The sequence below is a fragment of the Arhodomonas sp. AD133 genome (assembly GCF_051195215.1).
In the GTDB taxonomy this organism is placed as follows: Bacteria; Pseudomonadota; Gammaproteobacteria; order Nitrococcales; family Nitrococcaceae; genus Arhodomonas.
In genome coordinates, this window is sequence record NZ_JBNAZM010000054.1 from 12,409 (window position 1) to 30,509 (window position 18,101).

Annotated in this window: 16 protein-coding genes; 8 read left to right on the top strand and 8 right to left on the bottom strand. The window is 59.3% G+C overall.

All coding sequences use genetic code 11. The features are described 5' to 3' along the window. Position 1 precedes the first annotated feature (1 nt). Complete coding sequence (locus ACPEES_RS19885; RefSeq protein WP_435105519.1) at positions 2–904, bottom strand: LysR family transcriptional regulator; 903 nt, start codon at positions 902–904, stop codon at positions 2–4. Positions 905–1,003: 99 nt separating this feature from the next. On the opposite strand from ACPEES_RS19885, the gene ACPEES_RS19890 reads away from it, so the two are divergent. Beyond that, positions 1,004–2,014: a zinc-dependent alcohol dehydrogenase family protein gene (locus tag ACPEES_RS19890; RefSeq protein ID WP_435105521.1), complete on the top strand. Its 1,011-nt coding sequence runs from the start codon at positions 1,004–1,006 to the stop codon at positions 2,012–2,014. A 32-nt stretch (positions 2,015–2,046) separates the two neighbouring features. Here ACPEES_RS19890 and ACPEES_RS19895 read toward each other — a convergent pair whose 3' ends face one another. After that, positions 2,047–3,225, bottom strand: a complete 1,179-nt coding sequence (locus tag ACPEES_RS19895) for an alkaline phosphatase D family protein (protein ID WP_435105523.1) — start codon at positions 3,223–3,225, stop codon at positions 2,047–2,049. Beyond that, the gene (locus ACPEES_RS19900; RefSeq protein ID WP_435105525.1) at positions 3,222–3,626 is read right to left on the bottom strand and encodes a PhoD-like phosphatase N-terminal domain-containing protein; all 405 of its coding nucleotides are present in this window, start codon (positions 3,624–3,626) and stop codon (positions 3,222–3,224) included. Before ACPEES_RS19900 ends, ACPEES_RS19895 begins: the two co-directional genes overlap by 4 nt. Positions 3,627–4,000: 374 nt before the next feature. Here ACPEES_RS19900 and ACPEES_RS19905 point away from each other — a divergent pair, with 374 nt between their 5' ends. Both ACPEES_RS19905 and ACPEES_RS19910 read left to right on the top strand, forming a co-directional pair. Continuing rightward, on the top strand, positions 4,001–5,041 hold the full coding sequence (locus tag ACPEES_RS19905) for a helix-turn-helix domain-containing protein (protein WP_435105527.1): 1,041 nt from the start codon (positions 4,001–4,003) through the stop codon (positions 5,039–5,041). A 10-nt stretch (positions 5,042–5,051) separates the two neighbouring features. Continuing rightward, positions 5,052–5,552, top strand: coding sequence for a PIN domain-containing protein (locus ACPEES_RS19910; RefSeq protein ID WP_435105529.1), 501 nt, complete (start codon positions 5,052–5,054; stop codon positions 5,550–5,552). Positions 5,553–5,581: 29 nt separating this feature from the next. Here ACPEES_RS19910 and ACPEES_RS19915 read toward each other — a convergent pair whose 3' ends face one another. Then, positions 5,582–6,262: a winged helix-turn-helix transcriptional regulator gene (locus ACPEES_RS19915; RefSeq protein WP_435105531.1), complete on the bottom strand. Its 681-nt coding sequence runs from the start codon at positions 6,260–6,262 to the stop codon at positions 5,582–5,584. Positions 6,263–6,404: 142 nt separating this feature from the next. On the opposite strand from ACPEES_RS19915, the gene ACPEES_RS19920 reads away from it, so the two are divergent. From ACPEES_RS19920 to ACPEES_RS19940, 5 genes are all read left to right on the top strand, one after another. Next, a complete protein-coding gene (locus ACPEES_RS19920) occupies positions 6,405–6,797 on the top strand; it encodes a cupin domain-containing protein (RefSeq protein ID WP_435105533.1) in 393 nt (130 codons plus the stop codon). A 308-nt stretch (positions 6,798–7,105) separates the two neighbouring features. Then, positions 7,106–8,245: an ImmA/IrrE family metallo-endopeptidase gene (locus ACPEES_RS19925; protein ID WP_435105535.1), complete on the top strand. Its 1,140-nt coding sequence runs from the start codon at positions 7,106–7,108 to the stop codon at positions 8,243–8,245. A 260-nt stretch (positions 8,246–8,505) separates the two neighbouring features. Further along, complete coding sequence (locus tag ACPEES_RS19930; protein WP_435105537.1) at positions 8,506–9,132, top strand: hypothetical protein; 627 nt, start codon at positions 8,506–8,508, stop codon at positions 9,130–9,132. A 10-nt stretch (positions 9,133–9,142) separates the two neighbouring features. Then, on the top strand, positions 9,143–11,221 hold the full coding sequence (locus ACPEES_RS19935) for a hypothetical protein (protein WP_435105538.1): 2,079 nt from the start codon (positions 9,143–9,145) through the stop codon (positions 11,219–11,221). 24 nt (positions 11,222–11,245) lie between these two features. Then, complete coding sequence (locus ACPEES_RS19940; RefSeq protein WP_435105540.1) at positions 11,246–12,502, top strand: hypothetical protein; 1,257 nt, start codon at positions 11,246–11,248, stop codon at positions 12,500–12,502. A gap of 157 nt (positions 12,503–12,659) precedes the next feature. On the opposite strand, the gene dndE is transcribed toward ACPEES_RS19940, so the two are convergent. Genes dndE through dndB form a run of 4 tightly spaced genes read right to left on the bottom strand, consistent with a single transcriptional unit; the run spans position 12,660 to position 17,703 of the window. After that, a complete protein-coding gene (gene dndE, locus ACPEES_RS19945; RefSeq protein ID WP_435105551.1) occupies positions 12,660–12,986 on the bottom strand; it encodes a DNA sulfur modification protein DndE in 327 nt (108 codons plus the stop codon). Next, positions 12,955–14,994: a DNA sulfur modification protein DndD gene (gene dndD, locus ACPEES_RS19950; RefSeq protein WP_435105542.1), complete on the bottom strand. Its 2,040-nt coding sequence runs from the start codon at positions 14,992–14,994 to the stop codon at positions 12,955–12,957. Before dndD ends, dndE begins: the two co-directional genes overlap by 32 nt. Then, positions 14,991–16,622 carry a DNA phosphorothioation system sulfurtransferase DndC gene (dndC, locus tag ACPEES_RS19955; RefSeq protein ID WP_435105544.1) on the bottom strand — a complete coding sequence of 544 codons (1,632 nt, stop codon included), beginning with the start codon at positions 16,620–16,622 and terminating at the stop codon, positions 14,991–14,993. Before dndC ends, dndD begins: the two co-directional genes overlap by 4 nt. After that, on the bottom strand, positions 16,609–17,703 hold the full coding sequence (gene dndB / locus ACPEES_RS19960) for a DNA sulfur modification protein DndB (protein WP_435105547.1): 1,095 nt from the start codon (positions 17,701–17,703) through the stop codon (positions 16,609–16,611). The genes dndC and dndB overlap by 14 nt, the downstream gene beginning before the upstream one ends. Positions 17,704–18,101 lie beyond the last annotated feature (398 nt).

Below are 18,101 nucleotides of genomic sequence, written 5' to 3' on the forward strand. Positions count from 1 at the left end.
CTTAGCGGTGGTCCGTGTACGGCAGGCGCGGACCGACGAACTCGAGAAAGGATCTTACCTTCGCCGGCAGGTGCCGGCGTTGCGGGTAGACGGCGTAGACAGCGACATCGGGCAGCTGCCATTGCGGCAGCACCTCGGCCAGTGCGCCGTTGTGAAGCGCGTTGCCGACAATGGAGACCGCGGTCTGGACGAGACCGAGCCCGCGCTCGGCGGCCACCGTCAGCGGCAACCCGTAGTTGGCCTTGAAACGCCCCTGAACCGGCACGTCCACACGGCTGCCGTCCCGGTGGAAAGTCCATACCACGGGGCCGCGGAAGTTGGTGTAGTGAAGGCACTGGTGGTCGGCGAGCTCGCGCGGGTGCGTGGGTACGCCGTGGCGTGCGAGATAAGCCGGTGAAGCGACGACGAGGCGCCTGTCCCAGGCCAGGCGGCGTGCCACGAGCCGCGAGTCCTCGAGTTGGCCGATGCGGATGGCCAGGTCGAACCCTTCGGCGATGACGTCCACGAAGCGGTCATCGAACTGTGCGTCCAGACTGAGTTGAGGGTGCCGGTCGAGAAAATCCGGAAGATGCGGCGCGACGTGCAGGCGGCCGTAGTTAACGGGCAGCGAGACACGGAGCTCGCCGCGTGGGCTCTCGGCTTCCGCCTGTACGGTCGACGCCGCCTCGGCGATGGTCTCCAGGGCGGGGACGATGCGGGCATGGTAAGCCTCGCCCGCCGGGGTCAGGCCCAGCGCCCGGGTGGAGCGGTTGAGCAGGCGCACCCCGAGATGGGCCTCCAACGCATTGAGGCGGCGGCTGATGGCGCTGGCGCTGACATTCAGGCGATCCGCGGCCGCCGTGATGCTTTGGTGGCGCACGACCGTGTCGAAGGCGCGAAGCTCCGCGAGTGTGATTTCGGACATCCTTGAGCGAAACGCAAAACTTTCTTGAATTCTACCCTGTTTTCTTGCGTTTCGTTCAGAGTGACGCTGTCCGTCATCCCGACCAAGAGGAGACGAATGATGCGCGTATACGAGCTGAGCGGTGTCGGAATCGACCACCTGGTGCAGAGGCAGCGCGAGGTGCCCGCACCCGGCCCCGGAGAAGTGGCCGTGCGGGTCGCGGCCGCTTCCGTGAACTATCGTGACTACGCCCTGATGCAGGGAACCTATCAGGCCGACATGCCGAAGCCGTTCGTGCCACTGTCCGACGGCGCCGGGACCGTGGTGGAAACGGGCCGCGGCGTCACGCGTTTCGCACCCGGTGACCGCGTCGTGGGGCACTACACCACCGGTTGGCTAGACGGGCCCTTCTCCTCCGCGAACCATGCGACGAAGTTGGGCGGCCCGCTGGACGGCTGGCTGGCCGAGACGGTCGTGCTCCCCGAGCAAGCGCTGCTGCCCGTGCCCGGGTACCTCACCCTGGAGGAGGCGGCGACATTGCCGGTATCCGCGCTCACGGCGTGGACCGCGCTCGACGGCGCCGAAGGGCTGAACGGCCAGCGGGTGCTCATCGAGGGAACCGGCAGCGTTTCCCTCGCCGCGTTGCAGATCGCTCGTGCCGCAGGGGCGGAGACCGTCGTTCTCAGTGGCAAGACGGCGCATCACGCGGATCTGCGCCGGCTCGGTGCCGACCACGTCCTCGACTACCGCGGTCGCGACGATCTGCCGGCGGTGGTGCGGGAGCTGACGGCCGGGCACGGTATCGATCGTGCCGTCGAGGTCGTCGGCGGTGACGGGTTGCTGCAAACGCTCGCGATGATGGCCGATGGCGGCATCGTGTCCGTTGTGGGATTCCTTCAGGGGTTCGCGGTGGATGGCAACCTGATCGGGCCGATGATCGCCCGTCAGCTCTCCTTGCGTGGCGTGAGTGTGGGCAGCCGCGCGCAGTTCGAGGCGTTGCTCGCGTTCATGGAGCAGCGGCGTATCCATCCCGTGGTCGGCGCACGATACGCATTCGACGACGCGCCCCGGGCGATTCGCGACCTGGGAGAGCGGCGCGGCTACGGCAAGCCGGTCATTGCGATGACGTGAGCCTCGAAGGCGGTTTCCGCTGACGCCGGCGGCTAGGCCACCGGCGTCAACTCCGTCTGGTAGACCGCCTCGCCGCTCGCGTCACGCAAGGCGACGGTCATGACGCCCGTGTCGCCGGCAATGCGCACGTCGCCGAAGAACTGCAGGCCGGCGCTTGGGGGCAGGTTGGCCTGGCCGTCCGGCGGCGCCTTCTGGAACGCCACTTTCGGGCCGAAGGTGTCGTCGAGCTCGTTGGGGCCGAAGGTGCCGGCGTGCAGCGGTCCGCTGACGAATTCCCAGAACGGGCGGAAGTCGGAGAAGCGTGCGCGGCCCGGGTCGTAGTGGTGTGCTGCGGCGTAGTGCACGTCCGCGGTGAGCCAGACGACGTTGTCGATGTCGTTGTGGTGGATGAAGCGCAGCAGCGCGGCGATCTCGTGCTCGCGCCCCAGTGGCGGGCCGTCGCCGTTGGCAGCGTTCTCGAAGGCGCTGTCGCCGTCGCGCACCATGAGCCCGATGGGCATGTCCGAGGCGATCACCTTCCACGTCGCCGTCGATTCGAACAGGGCGCGCTTGAGCCAGCGAACCTGGTCGCTGCCGAGCAACGCCGTCTGCGCGCCGGCCTCCGGCTGGCGGTTGGCGCTGTTGGCGCCGCGGTAGCTGCGCATGTCGAGGAAGAAGACCTCGAGGTGCGGCCCCATGGGGCAGCGGCGATAGATGCGCTCCGGGTCGGAGGCGTCGGGGCGCAGCGGCATGTAGTCGAGAAACGCCCGCCTGGCGCGGGCCGCGAGCAGCGAGGCGCTCTTGACGGTGTAGCGCTCGTCGTCCGCGAGCATCTCGCCCGGATACCAGTTGTTGCGGGTCTCGTGGTCGTCCCACTGGGCGAGGGTGGGCACCTGGGCGTTGAATGCCCGCAGGTTCGCATCCAGGAGGTTGTAGCGGTAGTTGCCCCGGAACTCGTCGAGGGTCTCGGCCACCTTGGCCTTGGCGGGCGTTAAGCGGTTGCGCCAGACCCCGCCGTCGGCGAGCTCGACGCGCTCGGCGAGCGGTCCGTCCGCATAAATGCTGTCGCCGCTGTGAATGAAGAAATCCGGCTCCAGCGCGCGCATGGTTTCGAAGATGCGCATGCCGCCGCGGGACTCGTCGATGCCCCAGCCCTGGCCGGCGACGTCGCCACCCCAGACGAAGCGCACGTCCGCCCGGCTGGCAGGAGGCGTGCGGAAATGACCGGTCACGGGGCACTCATCAGGCGCGGATCGGCGAGATCCTGGAAGTAGGCGCGATAGAACACGGTCTCGCCCGAGGGCAGGCCGCGCAGATCCACTTGAGCGGTGAAGTCCCGTTCCGCGAGTGCCGCCGGGCCGCGAACGCGTCGGGCCCCGCGAAATGCGTCGGTGGGCGCGTGCTCGACGATGAGCCGCGCAGGGCGGTCACAGCGGCTCCAGACGATCGCGCCGTCGGCGGTGACGTCGCCGCTCGCGATGCCGCAGGGCATTTGCGGCCGTGCTTTCTCGCTGGTCACCACCGCCGGCGCTCCGTCGACCCGTCGCAGGGGGGCAGCGACGGCGGTGCCGGCGAGCAGACCGGCACCGGCTTGCAGGAGACGGCGGCGTCGCTGGTCGGTGTCGTGACCCATTGGGGCTCCTCCGATCTTGGTGAAAGGGGAGAGCGTCTCAGACCGGATTGACGAGGCAGTTACCGCCGGTGGTCGTTTCGGTGAACGGCTGCTGCGGAGGGACGGACAAACGAAAAGTTGTCCGCAGATTGGCGTGAAGAGTTTCCCTTGCCGAGAGAAGAGAGGCGGTGACGCGATGGGCCAGGGGCCGGGTTAGGCGCTCAGTCGGGGCTGAGCGAACCGCCCTCCCGGTAGTCGTCGTCCTCCGCCCGGTGCCCTCGGAAGGATTCGTTGCCATGTTGTTGCCCCATGCCTGTTGTCAGGTACATGATGCCGGCTGTTTGGTTTACAATACCCAGAGTGAAAATGCGGTTTTGTAAACCATCGGGGCGACCATGATCGGTGATCGGATCAAGCAGGCACGTCATGCGGCCGGGCTGTCGCAACGCGCTCTGGCCGAGCGCGCGCAGGTTTCCGCCATGGCCGTATCGAAATACGAGAACGGCAAGGCGGCGCCGTCGTCGACGGTCTTGCTGGCCCTGGCAGACGCGCTGAACGTGCGTGTCGAGTACTTCCTGCGGCCGGAACGGGTCGAGCTGGAGATGCAGGGGTACCGCAAGCATCACAAGGCCCCCAAACGATTGCTGGACCGCATCAAGGCAGACGTCAAGGAAAAGGTCGAGCGTTTCCTGGAGCTGGAAGCGATCCTGCCCGTGCTTCCCGCTGGTGAGTTCCGGGTCCCGCCGGCAGTGGCGGACCGGATCGACACGTACGCGAACGTCGAGCAAGCGGCCGCGGACGTACGCGAGGCCTGGGGTCTCGGCGTGAACCCGATCCCGGACCTGATCGACACCTTCGAGGAACACGGCATTCGTGTCTTCCGCACGTCAATCCCCCACGACGAGCATTTCGACGGCCTTGCGGCCCTGGTGCAGGGCAGTCCGGTGATCGTTCTGGGCGAAGAATGGCCCGGGGACCGTCAGCGCTTCACGTTGGCGCACGAGCTCGGTCACCTGGTGCTCGAAGGCCGGCTGGCGGAGAGTCTGGACGTGGAGCTGGCCGCCAACCGGTTCGCCGGGGCGTTCCTGGTGCCGGAGCAGGCCGCGCGGCGAGCCCTGGGCGACAAGCGGCATTGGCTCGAGCCGCGGGAACTGTGGCTGCTCAAGCAGGAGTACGGCCTGAGCATGGCCGGGTGGCTGCATCGCGCCCGGAACCTGGGCATCATCCCGGATCAGGCTTACAAGCGCCTGCGCCAGGAATTCAAAGCACGCGGATGGCTCAAGAAGGAACCCTTCGGGGATTACCCGGGCGAGCAGCCGCGCGTCTTCGAGCAGCTGGTCTACCGTGCCCTGGCGGAAGACCTGATCGGCGAGTCCAAGGCCGCGGAGCTCATGGGCAAGCCGCTCATGCAGTTCCACACGGAGCGCACCGCCTGATCGGCGCCCCATGCTGCTCGTCAGCGACACGAACATCATCATCGACCTGGAAACAGGCGGCCTGGTCGATGAGCTGTTGGCGCTGGATGAGGATGTCGGCGTCCCCGACGTGCTGTTCCACGAGGAGTTGGCCGCGCAGCATAGTTACCTGGAACAGGCGGGGCTCGGGGTCCTGCCTTTGGAGGGTAAGACCATGATGCGTGCTTTCCAGCTGGCCGGCCGCTACCAGAAGCCGAGCCGTAACGACCTCATGGCGATGGCTCTTGCGGAGCAAGAGCGTGGTGTCCTGCTCACGGGTGATCAGGATCTTCGGCGCGCGGCCGAGACCGAGCACGTCCCGGTTCACGGCACGATCTGGGTGATCGGGAAGATGATTGACTCCGCGCTTATCACACCGGAACGTGCCAATGCAGCTTACGAAGCCATGTACCACGACGGTCGGCGCCTGCCGTGGGCGGAAGTCCGGCGCCAGCTACGTGAGTACGGCGTGGCCCCGACAGTCGGAAACTAGAAAGCGTCCTTCGCATGACGTCGCCCCGACTACCCGCCGTCCGCGCGTGCAGGCACCTGGCGGGCGAACCAATCCCGCAGGGCCCGCCGCAGCGACAGCGGGCCGACTGCCTCCAGCCTGTGCGATTCCAGAGCGTTGCGTAGCGGCAGGTCGCCGCGCCAGATATGCACCAGGTCGTGGAGCCGCACCGAGAGATACAGGTCCACGTCGAATCCTGGATCCTGGAGGCATAGCTGAACGTCGTTGGGATCATTGACGAACCACCACCGGCGTCTGCTCGAAGGCTGATCGACGAAGTCGAGCTGGACCACCGTACGCCGGTCACCGAAGGCATCGGTTCGCACATCGCGCTCCATCGCCCAAAGCAGCAGTTCGATGTCGACCTCGCCCTCGGCCAGCTGACGGCGGCTCCAACGCCGCCCCCAGGCACCCAGGGCATCGACAATGGGCAGGAACTCGCGCCCGGCGCTCGTCAGATGGTAAGTCCAACCGCGCCCGGCGGCATTCGGCCTGCGCTCGATGATGCCTTCGCTCTCGAGCGCCTGCAGGCGCCGCGACAGCATGGACCGCGACATCAGGGGCACACCGCGGCCTAGCTCGGAGAAGCGCGTGACACCCGAGCCCAGCTCACGCAGGATGAGCGGCGTCCATCGCTCACAAAAGACCTGCGCCGCCTTGGCGACCGGACAGAACTGGGCGTAGCGCTTCATGGCCGATCGCTCCCGGCTGTCAGCGCAGCCGCGCGCAGAGGAACTGGTTAGTCCCATTTTAGAACTAGCGAACGCATCCCGCGTGCGGCCAGACTGTTCCTCCTGTACCCCGGAGCTCACATCGAGGGTCGGAGGTGAAGCCGTGAGCGAGAAATACTTCATCCGGTTGAAGGACGTGCTGCAATCGCTGGTAACTGATCCAGCTACCGCAAACGACCCGATAAAGCGCACCTTCCTGTGCGACGGCAGCCATGTTTCGGCGAACCTCACCGTTCTCGAAGACACCGGCGATGCGATTCACACGCAGCCGTGGCACGACGAGCTGGTGCTCATCCTCGAGGGCGAATGCGCTTTTCGCGTCGGCGACGAGACCCGGCGCGTCACGGCGGGCGATCTGATCTTCATCCCGCGCGATACGATCCATGGTCCGATCATCGACAGCGGCCGGGTGTCGGCGTTGTCGATCTTCGCACCCTACTTCGATCGCGCCAGGAAAAATATCGTCTGGTCGAGGGACGGCTTCGTCGTGAGTTGAACCGGCTTATCGCGAACCCTCGGTACCGGCTCGACGTCGCTGACAGCGGGCAAGGCGATTCATTGGCGGCCCAAGGGGCAAATCGATAGGCTATCCGTTGGCGGCCACGGTATGGGAATCGATATGGCCGTGACGGGCGTCCGGCGTTTCCTTCCGGACATAGCGGGCCATACAACAGACTACGCAGCGTGTCTTGCCGGCACGGCAACGAGTGCCCGAGAATGATCCGTGGACAGAAGCCGCCGCGAACATGGAACGTGTTCAGCGTTAAACGCTGACTGACACCGGGGCGAACCGGAATCACGCCAATGGCACAGGCCCACATCACACCGCAGATGCTCGGCTGGGCGCGCGAACGCGCGGGGCTGAGCGTGCCCGCGCTCGCGCAGAAGCTGAACGTAAAGGACGAGAAGGTCGAGGCCTGGGAGGAAGGTGATTTGCGCCCGACCTTCCGCCAGGCACAGAACCTTGCGCGGCTTACCCATGTGCCGTTCGGCTACCTGTTTCTGCGCGAGCCGCCCGAGGAAGAACTCCCCATCCCGGACCTGCGCACGGTAGGCGACCACAAGCCCCAAGGGATTAGCGCAGACCTGTGGGACACGCTACGGGAGGTCATACAGCGCCAGCTCTGGTACCGGGAATATCAACAGAACCGGGATGCCGACTCGGTGGCCGTGGTCGGTTCCATGGGCAGCCGTGCGGCCGTGGACGAGATCGTCGGCGACATGCGCGATCACCTGGGCGTTCCGGCGCACCCGGAACGCGGCACCTGGGAGGAATACTTCCGCCACCTGGTGGAGCGCATCGAGTCCCTGGGCATCATGGTCATGCGCAACAGCATGGTCGGGACTAACACCAGCCGTCCGCTGGACGTCGGCGAGTTCCGCGGCTTTGCAATTGCGGACCGCTACGCGCCGGTCATCTTCATAAACACCGCGGACTGCGAGGAAGCCCGGCTGTTCACGCTGATCCATGAGCTGGCGCATATCTGGCTCGGCGAGTCCGGCATCTCCGACGGTGAGCCCGCGACGCCGCACCGGGCCGAGAAGCTCTGCAATGCCGTCGCGGCCGAGTTCCTGGTGCCGGAAGCAGAGTTCCGGCCGTTATGGGAGCCCGATCAGGAATGGCGGCATAACCTGGCGGGGCTGGCGGCCCGGTTCCACGTCAGCCAGTGGGTGATCGCCCGGCGCGCACGGGAGCTGAACCTGATCACGGAGGATCAGTACCGCGTTTATGTCCAGCAGAAGTTGGCTGAGCGCCGGGACGGCAATCGCCACGGCCAGCCGAGCTTCTATCGTCTGCAGCGCGGACGGATTAGCACGCGCTTTGCCCAGGCGGTCGTCAGTGAAGCACTCAGCGGCCAGTTGCTGCTGCACGATGCCCAACAGATCACAGGCATACGGCCCCACAAGCTCGCCGAGTTCGCGAGGAGGGAGCTGGGGCTGTGAGCTTTCTGTGTCTGCTGGATGTCAATGACTACATGCTGGCCTGCAAGCGTAGTTCGGCCGGTCCCGCTCACCCGGCCTCTTCGAGTGATTGCAAGGCCCATCCGTCGCACCCCTGTGTTCTGTACATCCTTGGTAGACTTGCCGCCCGCCCTTTGCAATTGGGAGCCGCTAGTTGCTGTGTACGTAACCAAAGCATGAGGTTTCGACCATGAAACCTATAAACCACACTCCCGAGAAAAGATACTAGTGAATCCGAGTAGATGAACCTAAGAGGCTATACGGCGGAACATTCGGACCAAATCCCCAGGTCGCCTGGCATATACGCATTTTATGTTTTGCCATTGACCCTGGGATCACTTGGTCTTTACAGAGACGTCCGCGCAACTGACGAAGAATTGGAAGTAGCTCGCAATATCCTGCGCAAGCGAATCGACGCCTTGCGAGTAATTCTCCAGCCCCCAGAACTGGACGGCACACTCTCAGACAAGCCGAAGCGTGGGCCTCTTCGAACTCGTTATAGTATCTCTTGCAATCCCATTGATCTGGGAGCTTGGGTCGACGCCGTCGACCAAGTGCCGACACGCGAACTGAAGGCGGTCGCACAGGTAATTGCTTTTTCAAGCCTGTTTCTTACGCCAGTCTACGTTGGCGTCGCAGCCCGACAGACTCTTTTTGATAGGTATGTTCAACACAAACGAGACTACTACGCTGATGGTTCCCAGCAAGCAAGCTTTGGGCAGAGGCTTCGGGAGACGGGTCTTGATTGGTCAGAAATTATTTTTTCATGTTCAAATGTCGATATTTATGGAGGTATGTCTGAGCATGCATTGATGTTCGTCGAGGACTACTTCCACGCGATGGCAAAACCAAAATTCTCAATGTCATGAGGAATCCCCAATGACGGACCAAGATCTTGCCAGTCTCGAAGAGGAGCCAGTATTCGATCGCACCTTTATTGGTAGCTTTGGCCACTTTGAGTCGTCTGACTCCTTTCCGGTTGAATACATATCAACTAGTCTCACAGCCTCACAGGCCAGCGAATTTCTGGAATTCGCGCGAGATATCCGCATGAGCCAATTTGATTTTGAACTGCTTATGCAGAGGGATATCGATGATGAGCGAGTAGAAGATAAGCTAAAACCCTATCTCAGACCAAAGACTAGCTCGGCAAGACGGCAAAAACCGGTCTTTTTCCCGCCTCTTCTTGTCGCTATCGTTCCAGTCAAAAAACAGGAACTTCAGCCCTATTATCCAGACGAGGTTGTGAGTCCGGCTGATAAGGTGGTAATAAGAGAATGGACGAATCTTTTTCAGTTGAAGTATTTGCGTAGCGATGCGCCCCAATCGTTCCAACTCAAGCATGGTAGCGAGTACATAGGCGTAAATAGGAGCCAAGTATCGCTAAAGTTGCGTACAGCTACCGGTGATGATTACGGATCCAAGTTAGTCGTGATTGATGGTCAGCATCGTCTGCTTGCGCTGAAGCAAGTATACGCTGAATCGAGCGATGCACTGTCAAACCTTACTATTCCCGTTTGCATATTGTTCCCGCCTCATGTGACAGAAGCTGAGTCGAAAGCGAACCAGGGTAGCGGAGTACCAACTGTCTCCGAGGTGTTCAGGAATTTGTTCGTCGATGTGAATGAAACTATGGAAGTGGTTGGGGGCCACTTTACGATTCTCCTCGGTGATGATTCCATCTCGCACCTTGCCTGTCGAGCTCTTTGTTCGAAAGTTCTCCAGGAATATGGTCAGGAAGGCTTGGCGGTGGTCGAGTGGAACATTAAGAAGCGTAAAGATTCAAATAATATCAATCGCCCATACTCGCTCACTAGTATTGGGATAATAAGGAAAGCGCTAGATGAAACATTTAGGCAGCCCAGAAAAAAAATGGAGTATCTTCTCAAGCTGGGGGGTAAAGTAAGTGAGACACTCAATCCTGAAGGCGGGGACGAGTACGATTACCCGCGAGTCAAATGGGATAAATTTTCGGTCTTTCAGAAGCCTATTCTGCAAGAGCAGGTAGGCAACACCGTAGTGCCGGGATTGTGCAAGATTTTCTTTGAAACTACTGAGTTTAGAAGAGTCTTCGACGAGTTCTGCAGACAGGTTGATTCGTTAAGAGCGCGACAGGAACAGGAGAAAGATCCAAATCTAGCGAAGGTTCTTAACAAAGTCCTCTTGTATAACCCGATAAGTTCATCGCAGGAGGACGCACAGGTTGAGTATCAGAACTTTATGAAGCAGGCGGAAGCATGGAGGTATGACTGCGCCGGCATAGTGCAATACGCGCTTTTTCAGCGAGCAGTGATTAATGCTTGGGGATTTTTTCTAACGAAATGCCAGGACTATGCTTTGACACCCGAGAGGGCAGCCAGCGGTATTGTCGCGCTACTGAATGAAGCGCTAAAAAACCGAGGCGAGAAAATGCATTACTCACATGAGTATATGCAACACACAGTATTCAATACAAATAAAATTAAGACCAAGGAAGACACTAGAAAAGCGCTCCTTATGTTCGTGCTATCGCATCTCGGGAATCGAGATATTGCTCAGAATGTTGCGGACGTTCTGACCGGATCAGAAAGTACGCCGGGCGAGCTCGTGGATGAGCTGGCGATTAGAGGGTACGAGTCCGCAGGGGAATTTCTGAGTATTTATGAGTCGGAGCGAAAAAAGGCGTTTAAGGCGTCATATCGAGTAGACGCAACACTAGACCCGGACTCGCGTGAAGATCTCATTGAAGCGGAAGAAGACTTTAAGCGGGATTGGGCGGAAGTCCGCGCGGGGCGCAAACTTAAGGAAAATATATCAACGCGTTTCGATGAATTGGTGGCAAGTCACGTGAAGGACGACGTGGCTCTGGCTCATGATGCGTTGAAGAAGGCCCTCAGTTTCGAAGCTGACATTGTGGAAATGAGAGAAGAAGAAGGGGAGTATGCGGTTGGCGAATCGACTGAGGATGACGAGAGCTAAGGTTCTAGTGCGATGCCCCAAAATATGGAAATGCAGGTTGAACTAGAGCTCACGGGTGACGTCGAGTTAGATGATGTCCTGCTCGAGGAAGCTTTGGATGAGGCAAGGGAAGCTGAAGGGGCGATTGTTCTGGGTTTCGGGCCGGCTCGTAGTGTTGAACGTCTGAATGTCGCCTGGCAAGGAAGCCGGGGGCCGGGAGACGAGGTTCTATATGTTGGATCGAAGAGCTTGGAACTGTCGGACTCTGCTGTTTTGCATGGCTTAGTTCAGACCGCGTACATGGACGAAACTAAGGACTGTCGTTTTGTTCGGATCAATGATGGGAATTCAGAGAATGCGGTCACGTCGCAGCTCTGGCTTTGCCGAGTTAGAGACTGTGTGGCAGCTTTCAATGCTGTAGCGCAGGCAACGGAAAGTGGAGATCGGCAAGCGCTTCGATCTGAGATTCGTAATGTCGGGCAAATCGCGAATAGCGTAGTGCGAGACGGCCTGCGGGCAAGCATCCGGTCGGAGCTGAAGAGCTTGTACGTAGTATGTGAGCTTGAGAAGAAGTTCTTCGGGATGCCAGATGATCGAGAGGCTTCGACAGTGCGAAGACTTACTTTCCTCGAAGATATCGCTCGTAATCCGACGTTCTTGTGGGGGGGTGAGCGCAACGAGGTTGCTGAGCAATATTTTGGTCGGGAGGTTTTGAAAAACAGGCAGGATTTTGTCCGAATCGGAAGGTCGCTGAGGGAGCGAGCGTTTAGGCGTGATGCAAATGGGATTGTCAACTTGCTAGTTTGGTGGAGTGCCTATTTCTTTTGGAGATCAGTTAAATTGAGGGAAATTGAACGTTATAGCGAAGCTATTGTGATGTGCGTTCGTTCGCTGGAGACCTATTTACAGTCCAATTTGTTGGAGTCCGGGGTGGCGGAGATAGCCGGAGGAGGAGACCTTAGGGTAAGGAATAAGAAAATGGCGGGGGTTGGAGGGTTGATTCGAGAGTTGCCGCTTCGGTTGAGGAGTTCACTGGGTGAAGCGAACGAGACGCAGCTTCGCCATGTTATAGACCTTAGAAACAGAAACGCACTTGGGCACGGAACATCGTACGCGTGCGCGGAGCATGCGCATCAATGTGTTACGTATCTCCAACAAGGCCTGCAGAAGTTGGATGCGATACAGGGGGGGGCTTGGAGAGCGCTGGTCAGAAAGTGTAGCAGGGAGAACGGGCTTGACGTAGGCGTTCAGTTCGGGGCGCGAGTGCTGGATAGAATTGGCATGAGCCCGCCATATTCATAAACGGATAGTTTTCCGGCTGCAGTATTTTATATGTGGTGATTCGTAAAGTGTCCCGAATCTGGTGTACTCTTAGAACTCAATGGCCTCGCGCTTAGCGAGCGCACGTAAGCGCAATTCAAATATCTAGCCGGGGCGTTATCCTAGTATCGCTACCGAGTTAGAGTAATTCATTCCTCAAGTCGGGGAGCCCGGCCTCCACATGCCTGGCCCAGGCACGTTCAAGTTTCTCGGATGAAGCCTCTGGATACAGCGCCACCAATAGCGCCTCATATAGCGTTATGTATTCCCCAAACCAAGTGGAGCGATCTAGATTGAGAGTGCCGTCTGGCCTAGTGCCGTCATCCGTGTGGATGTAACCCTTATCAAGTGAAACCGCAAAGGCAACGCGTGCGGCTACGTTGGGGGTGATGCCAGTTTGTTGCTTGAAGGCCTTCAGCTGGTCTTCAGTAGCTTTATATAAGTTGAGTCTGTTTGGCAGCATCATTTCCAATAGTCAAGTGTCGTGGAGTGTGCCAGAAGTAGCCGGGTTCTGCGTACGACGTGTGGGCCTGAGGGTCGTAAGCTAATTGGTACGTGTGGGACAAAGCGTCGCCAAGGTCGTGATGCAAGTCTGCGTCTATTTCCGTGTCAGTCGACAAAATTAACACTTGGTGGCTAGCGTTTGGAAAGTATTGGCTCACAAGGTTGTGGCGATGAGCCGAGTCGAGTCGTCCCAGGGGAGTGTCGACGATTAGAGGTAGCTGGCGGCCAGAGGTCGTCGCTAGCGCCTCAAGAATTGCCACAGCATAAATCTGTTTTTCGCCAGCGGAAATATCAGCCTTGGAAATGGGGTTGTCGCCTTCGTCGAATAGGGTGATATCGAACGTTTTGGGATCAATGCGGACGTTTACCGCCACGTCTTCCTTGCGCGCGAGTCGCCGATAGGATGCAAGGAAGTTGACCTCAAGCTGGCGTAGTTTCCGAGCGGCGATGTCTTGCGTGAGATCGGTGGTGAGGTTGCGCACGCTTTCCGCATGGTCGAGTGCGCGGGTTTGCCCTTCCGCGTTCCGAAGGCTTTCTTGGTTGGCTTGGATGCGGCGGTTGAGTGCCTGGCACTCGCGCAAATGGCCCTTAATTCGCTGCAGCTGCTCCTTGAGCGCGTTGCGGAGTTCACCGGCGCGCGTATTCAGCTGCTTTAGTTCCTTGAGATAGCCCGCAAGGGTGTCGGAGTCGGGTGAACGCTCTATGCGGAGGCTGCTCTGCTCAAGTGCTTCTTCTGTATCTGCGAGTTCCTTACGCAGATCTTTGACCCGGTCTGCACTCTTCGGGATGTCATTCTCAAACCATGATTTGTAGGTTGCGAGCTGGGTATCGCTCACGTCCAGGTGGGCTGGTGGTCGTTCCGGTTGAGATAGAAGGTCGCTGAACGTCTCCTGGAGGACGTTCTGGGCAGTCTCGTTCGGAGCGCGATCAAGCTGTTGCGCTAGTCGCCCATAGGCATCGTCGAGGCGGCTGCTAAGGGTGTCCGCAAGTCGACGCTGTGTGCGTTGCTCGCTGGCTCGCTCCATATCAGCGAGCAAGGCCTTGATGCTTTCCGTCGCAAAGGATAGTGGATAGGCACCGCCCATCTCCCGGAGGAGTTCCTTCTTAAGGTGGTCTCTTTGGGCTATCAGTCTGGCTTGTTCCTCTTTCTCGGCTTCCCTTGATTCCGCCCAGGCGCCACCTCGCTCAGCCATACGACGCTCGGTTGCATCAATGGCCTGGTTGACCTGCTGTAGCTCGGTGTTCAACCGCTCATACTCGCTGACAGCTCGATCCTTTTCCGCGAGTGCTTCCTCCATACGCTGCTCGTCGGCGCGAACCTCGGCGCGAATATCATCGGGCAGCCGTTGAGCCTTCTCACGGCGCAGGTAGATGCCTAGGTCATTGTGCAGGCGCTCCACAATGTCTAGGCCGAGCAGCTTCTTTACCGCGTGTTCCAGAACCTCGCCCGTGTCATCCTCGGCGAGCTCAGCGATCTTCTCACCGTCGAAAAAGAACAGATCTGCGACGCCAATCGGTATGAGCTCATTGAGAAAGCCTTGGGCTTGCTCGGGGGTGAGCTCGGTGAGGGGTTGCCCGTCTCGTTCGATTTGTAGTTGCTCGCGGATGGAATTGCCTGTGGACGACCAGGACCTTGTGACAGTGAACTCTTCAATTCGTCCATGGCGGGCATAGGTGAAGCGGAGGCCGACGCTGGCGGCGTCGCGCTGGATGACCTGATTGGCATTGCGATGGATGCTGGCGGCCAGGAATTTGTGATATTCGCGTACGGACGTGCCGAGGCCGAGGCTTTGTTTGCCGTATAGAGCAAGACGTACGGCGGTCAGCAAAGTCGTTTTGCCTGCGCCATTGAGCCCACCGAACAGGATAATAGGGCTTTGGCCAAGCCCTCCATCGCGTGGTGCGACGTCAATACTGTGCGTGCCGGCGAAGGAGCGGAAGTCCGTTACTCTGATCTCCTTAATAATCATGGCGTCGAACTCTCCAGCTCCTTGAGTAGTGCGTCGTAGTGTTCGGTCTCAGCGAGGAGTTTGTCGCTGACTTCTTCGAACACGTCTCGGTATCGTCGGGATTTGCCGTTGTCAGTCGTACGTCCTTCAAGGGCGAGGTCTTTGGCGACTTGGCGGTATTCCTGGGTACCGTTGACGGTTCTGGTTGCCTGAATCTCTTCGAGGGAATCCCAGTCCTGGTGAAGGATGCTTCCCATCTTCTGAAAGATCCCGGACCGCTTGCTCAGGCCGTCCAGGGAGAGTTCGAGGTCTAGCAAGCGCATGACCAGCTGCGGCGACGTCCCATGTTGGGTAGCCAGCTCGCTAATCAGCTCCGCCTCCTCACTGCCAAAGGCACCGGCATCGTTTTGCACCCAGTCTAAATCTTCGCCGTAGACCTCGCGGAAGATCTTGGGCAGGGAGTCTTCCCAGTCGGGCTCGTTTGGGTCGTTAAGCCACTCTTGGCGGATCTGGTGAAGCTCTGGCCGCGTGATGAGTTTCATTGCGTGCTCGGTCTCTGAGAGACCTTTTTCAATCGTCAGGAGCTCTTTTAGCCAAGCCTTGCGCACTGAGAGAAGGTAAGGCCCGCGAACCACCTGGCTCGTGTGTTCAGAGTCATCGTCAATGCGGTCCGCTGAATAGAATGTCACACGCCCGGTACGGCGCTTGAAATTTCGCAAAAATTCGCGCTGACCCGGGTTGTTGCTCTCGGCGAGCTTGTTACGGAATTCCGATAGGCGCTGCATCCAGGTCTCGCCGCTCTCGATGAGGCTTTCCATCGCACGGTCCTTCGTGACGACGGTGCAGGTCCAGCAGCCAAACCGAGAGTTGCCGCATGACGGCGTTGTCGAGTCGATGACCAAGGGACACTCCCCCTGATTGGAGTCTTTATAGAGCTCAAACAGCGCTTGGTTGGAACGGCCCCATGGCGTCGGCGCCTGAAGTAATGCCATCCAGACATCATCCGCAGACCATTCTTCAATTGGCGTGTAGACGAAGGCATTGGGTAGGCTGCTGTGGCGCTTCAGACGCGAGTTTTCGATGGCGTGCCTCTGCATCGCTTGAGCGCGCGTAGAGCTCTCATCGGTACGGGCACCGAGAACGACGACGACTTCCCCGTAACGAGAAATCTTGTCCTTAATGAAGGCAGTAACCGGATCAATCTTCATGTTCTCCGTGCACCAACGAAACTGCGGTGTTGGCGCCGGATAGCCTTTCCCGAGCAAGTTGACCCAGAATGTCTTTTCAACTCTCGGGGTAACCTGGTGCGCGGTGATCGGCAGCTCGTCCCTTTCAGCGGCACTGTTGATGGCGTCCAGCGTATCTCGGATGAGATTTACTACGACCGGTGTTTCAACGAGCGTGTCTGATGACACTACGAATACTGGTTTGTGCCGTTCATGACTGGGTAGCAGCTGAATGGCGTGATATACGAGCTCCGCTGTTATCGTCGAATCTTTACCACCGCTGTAGCCGACAACCCACGGCCGCTCGTCATGCAGATACATTTTCTGGATTTCGTGGATGCATCCCCCTGCGTCCACGCCCGGGATGTCCCCGCTGGCGATGATGTCGCCGAGCGTACCAATCTCGTGCTCAGCGACGCTCATCCTGATACTCCTTTTCGATACGGCCTTCTTCGGGGGTTAGCTCGAGTCCTAGTTGTTTCTTAATACCGTTGACGGTGAGTACCATGGAGGCTTTCGATTTTGTGACCTTGCCATATTGAATGGCACGTCCGCTCCAGAGTGCCGTGTTCGACTTGGACCAATCGATTGCGCCGAGAGGCGCTAATCTGTTCCACCAGTCGTCTGGGTAATGCCCGATGACGTAGCGTCCGACGATGCCCATCGCTTGAAGTACAACCCCGTGGCTGAAGATATGCTCTTCGCGGACCGTGCTTGCTGCGAGCTCCCCCCTCTTTACGAGCTTCCAGAAGGGCAGAAGCTCCCCTACGACGGCCCAGAACCGCTTGGCAAGGTCGACCTCATCATCCGTGAACCGGTCGTTGCGGCCCTTGTTAAGTAAAGTACGGTTGGCGTGCTTGACGCTGCTCAAGGTGAAGAGCTTGTTACTGCGCTTGGATAAGCTGCTGCGTTCCAGGTCCGTCAGGCCAGCGAATGGCTCGCAGTTAGTTGCGATTTCCGAGGCAACGGCTGACTCCTGATCCGCGTGATTGTAAAGGGTGATCAACGAGGGGTCAGGACGCACTTGATACATGTTGAGGTCGACGAACATCTGTTGGCTGCGTTTGAGGCCCTCGTCAACGAAGAAGAGCACAGCGATGTTGTCGTGACCCAGGTCTGGGTTTTCCTTCACGGCTTCTTCAATGGCGGCACGACGGTGCTGTCCATCATTGATGAGGATGGTCGCATCCATCGGTATACTTAGCATGCCAAGATTCGCGGACGGGCCGGAGTTCGCAATGGGGTCGAAACCGACGGTCGAGTCAACGGAAGCAGTCAGTGCGGAGAAGATATAGCCGTCTGGTTTATCCAGCAGGTATCGGGCGATAGCCGGTATCCGCTGATAGTTGAGCTTGCGTTGCGCACGCAGCTCGGGCGGTACGTCCTCTTCGTCGAACGTGAATATCCGAGGGACAATCCTCATGGGGCACATCGCGATGTAAAACGGCTTCCCTGCCTGCATCCCGCGAGTTGCCGGGAATGAGTACGAGTATCCAGATTCCATTCTTGTCACCGTACGTGTGTGCACCGGCTGGGTACGTCATTTATAACGTTCACGACGGTGAATCATACGTAACCCATCCTCGCGTGTGAACCCGTCATAGCTGCACTCGTCGTAGGCAACGTCGACCTTGGCAACTGGGACCACTGGTGGCCAGCCTGTGTAATGGGCGGGCTGCGGCGCCGCCCGCTATACTTACCGTTCGTCGGTTCCTTGTAGCTCTGAGTTCTGACCGGGACGAGGGTCTAGTCGGTCAGAGTGCAATTCCAGGGGGGGGATGGAGGACTGCCATGGTCGGCAAACGGGTTGGCAGCTACCTTTATCGAGTTACTGTCGAAAGTGGTGTACAGGCGGGATTGAGAAAGGCGGCGTATCCGGCTGGAATGGAAGTGCCAGCAACC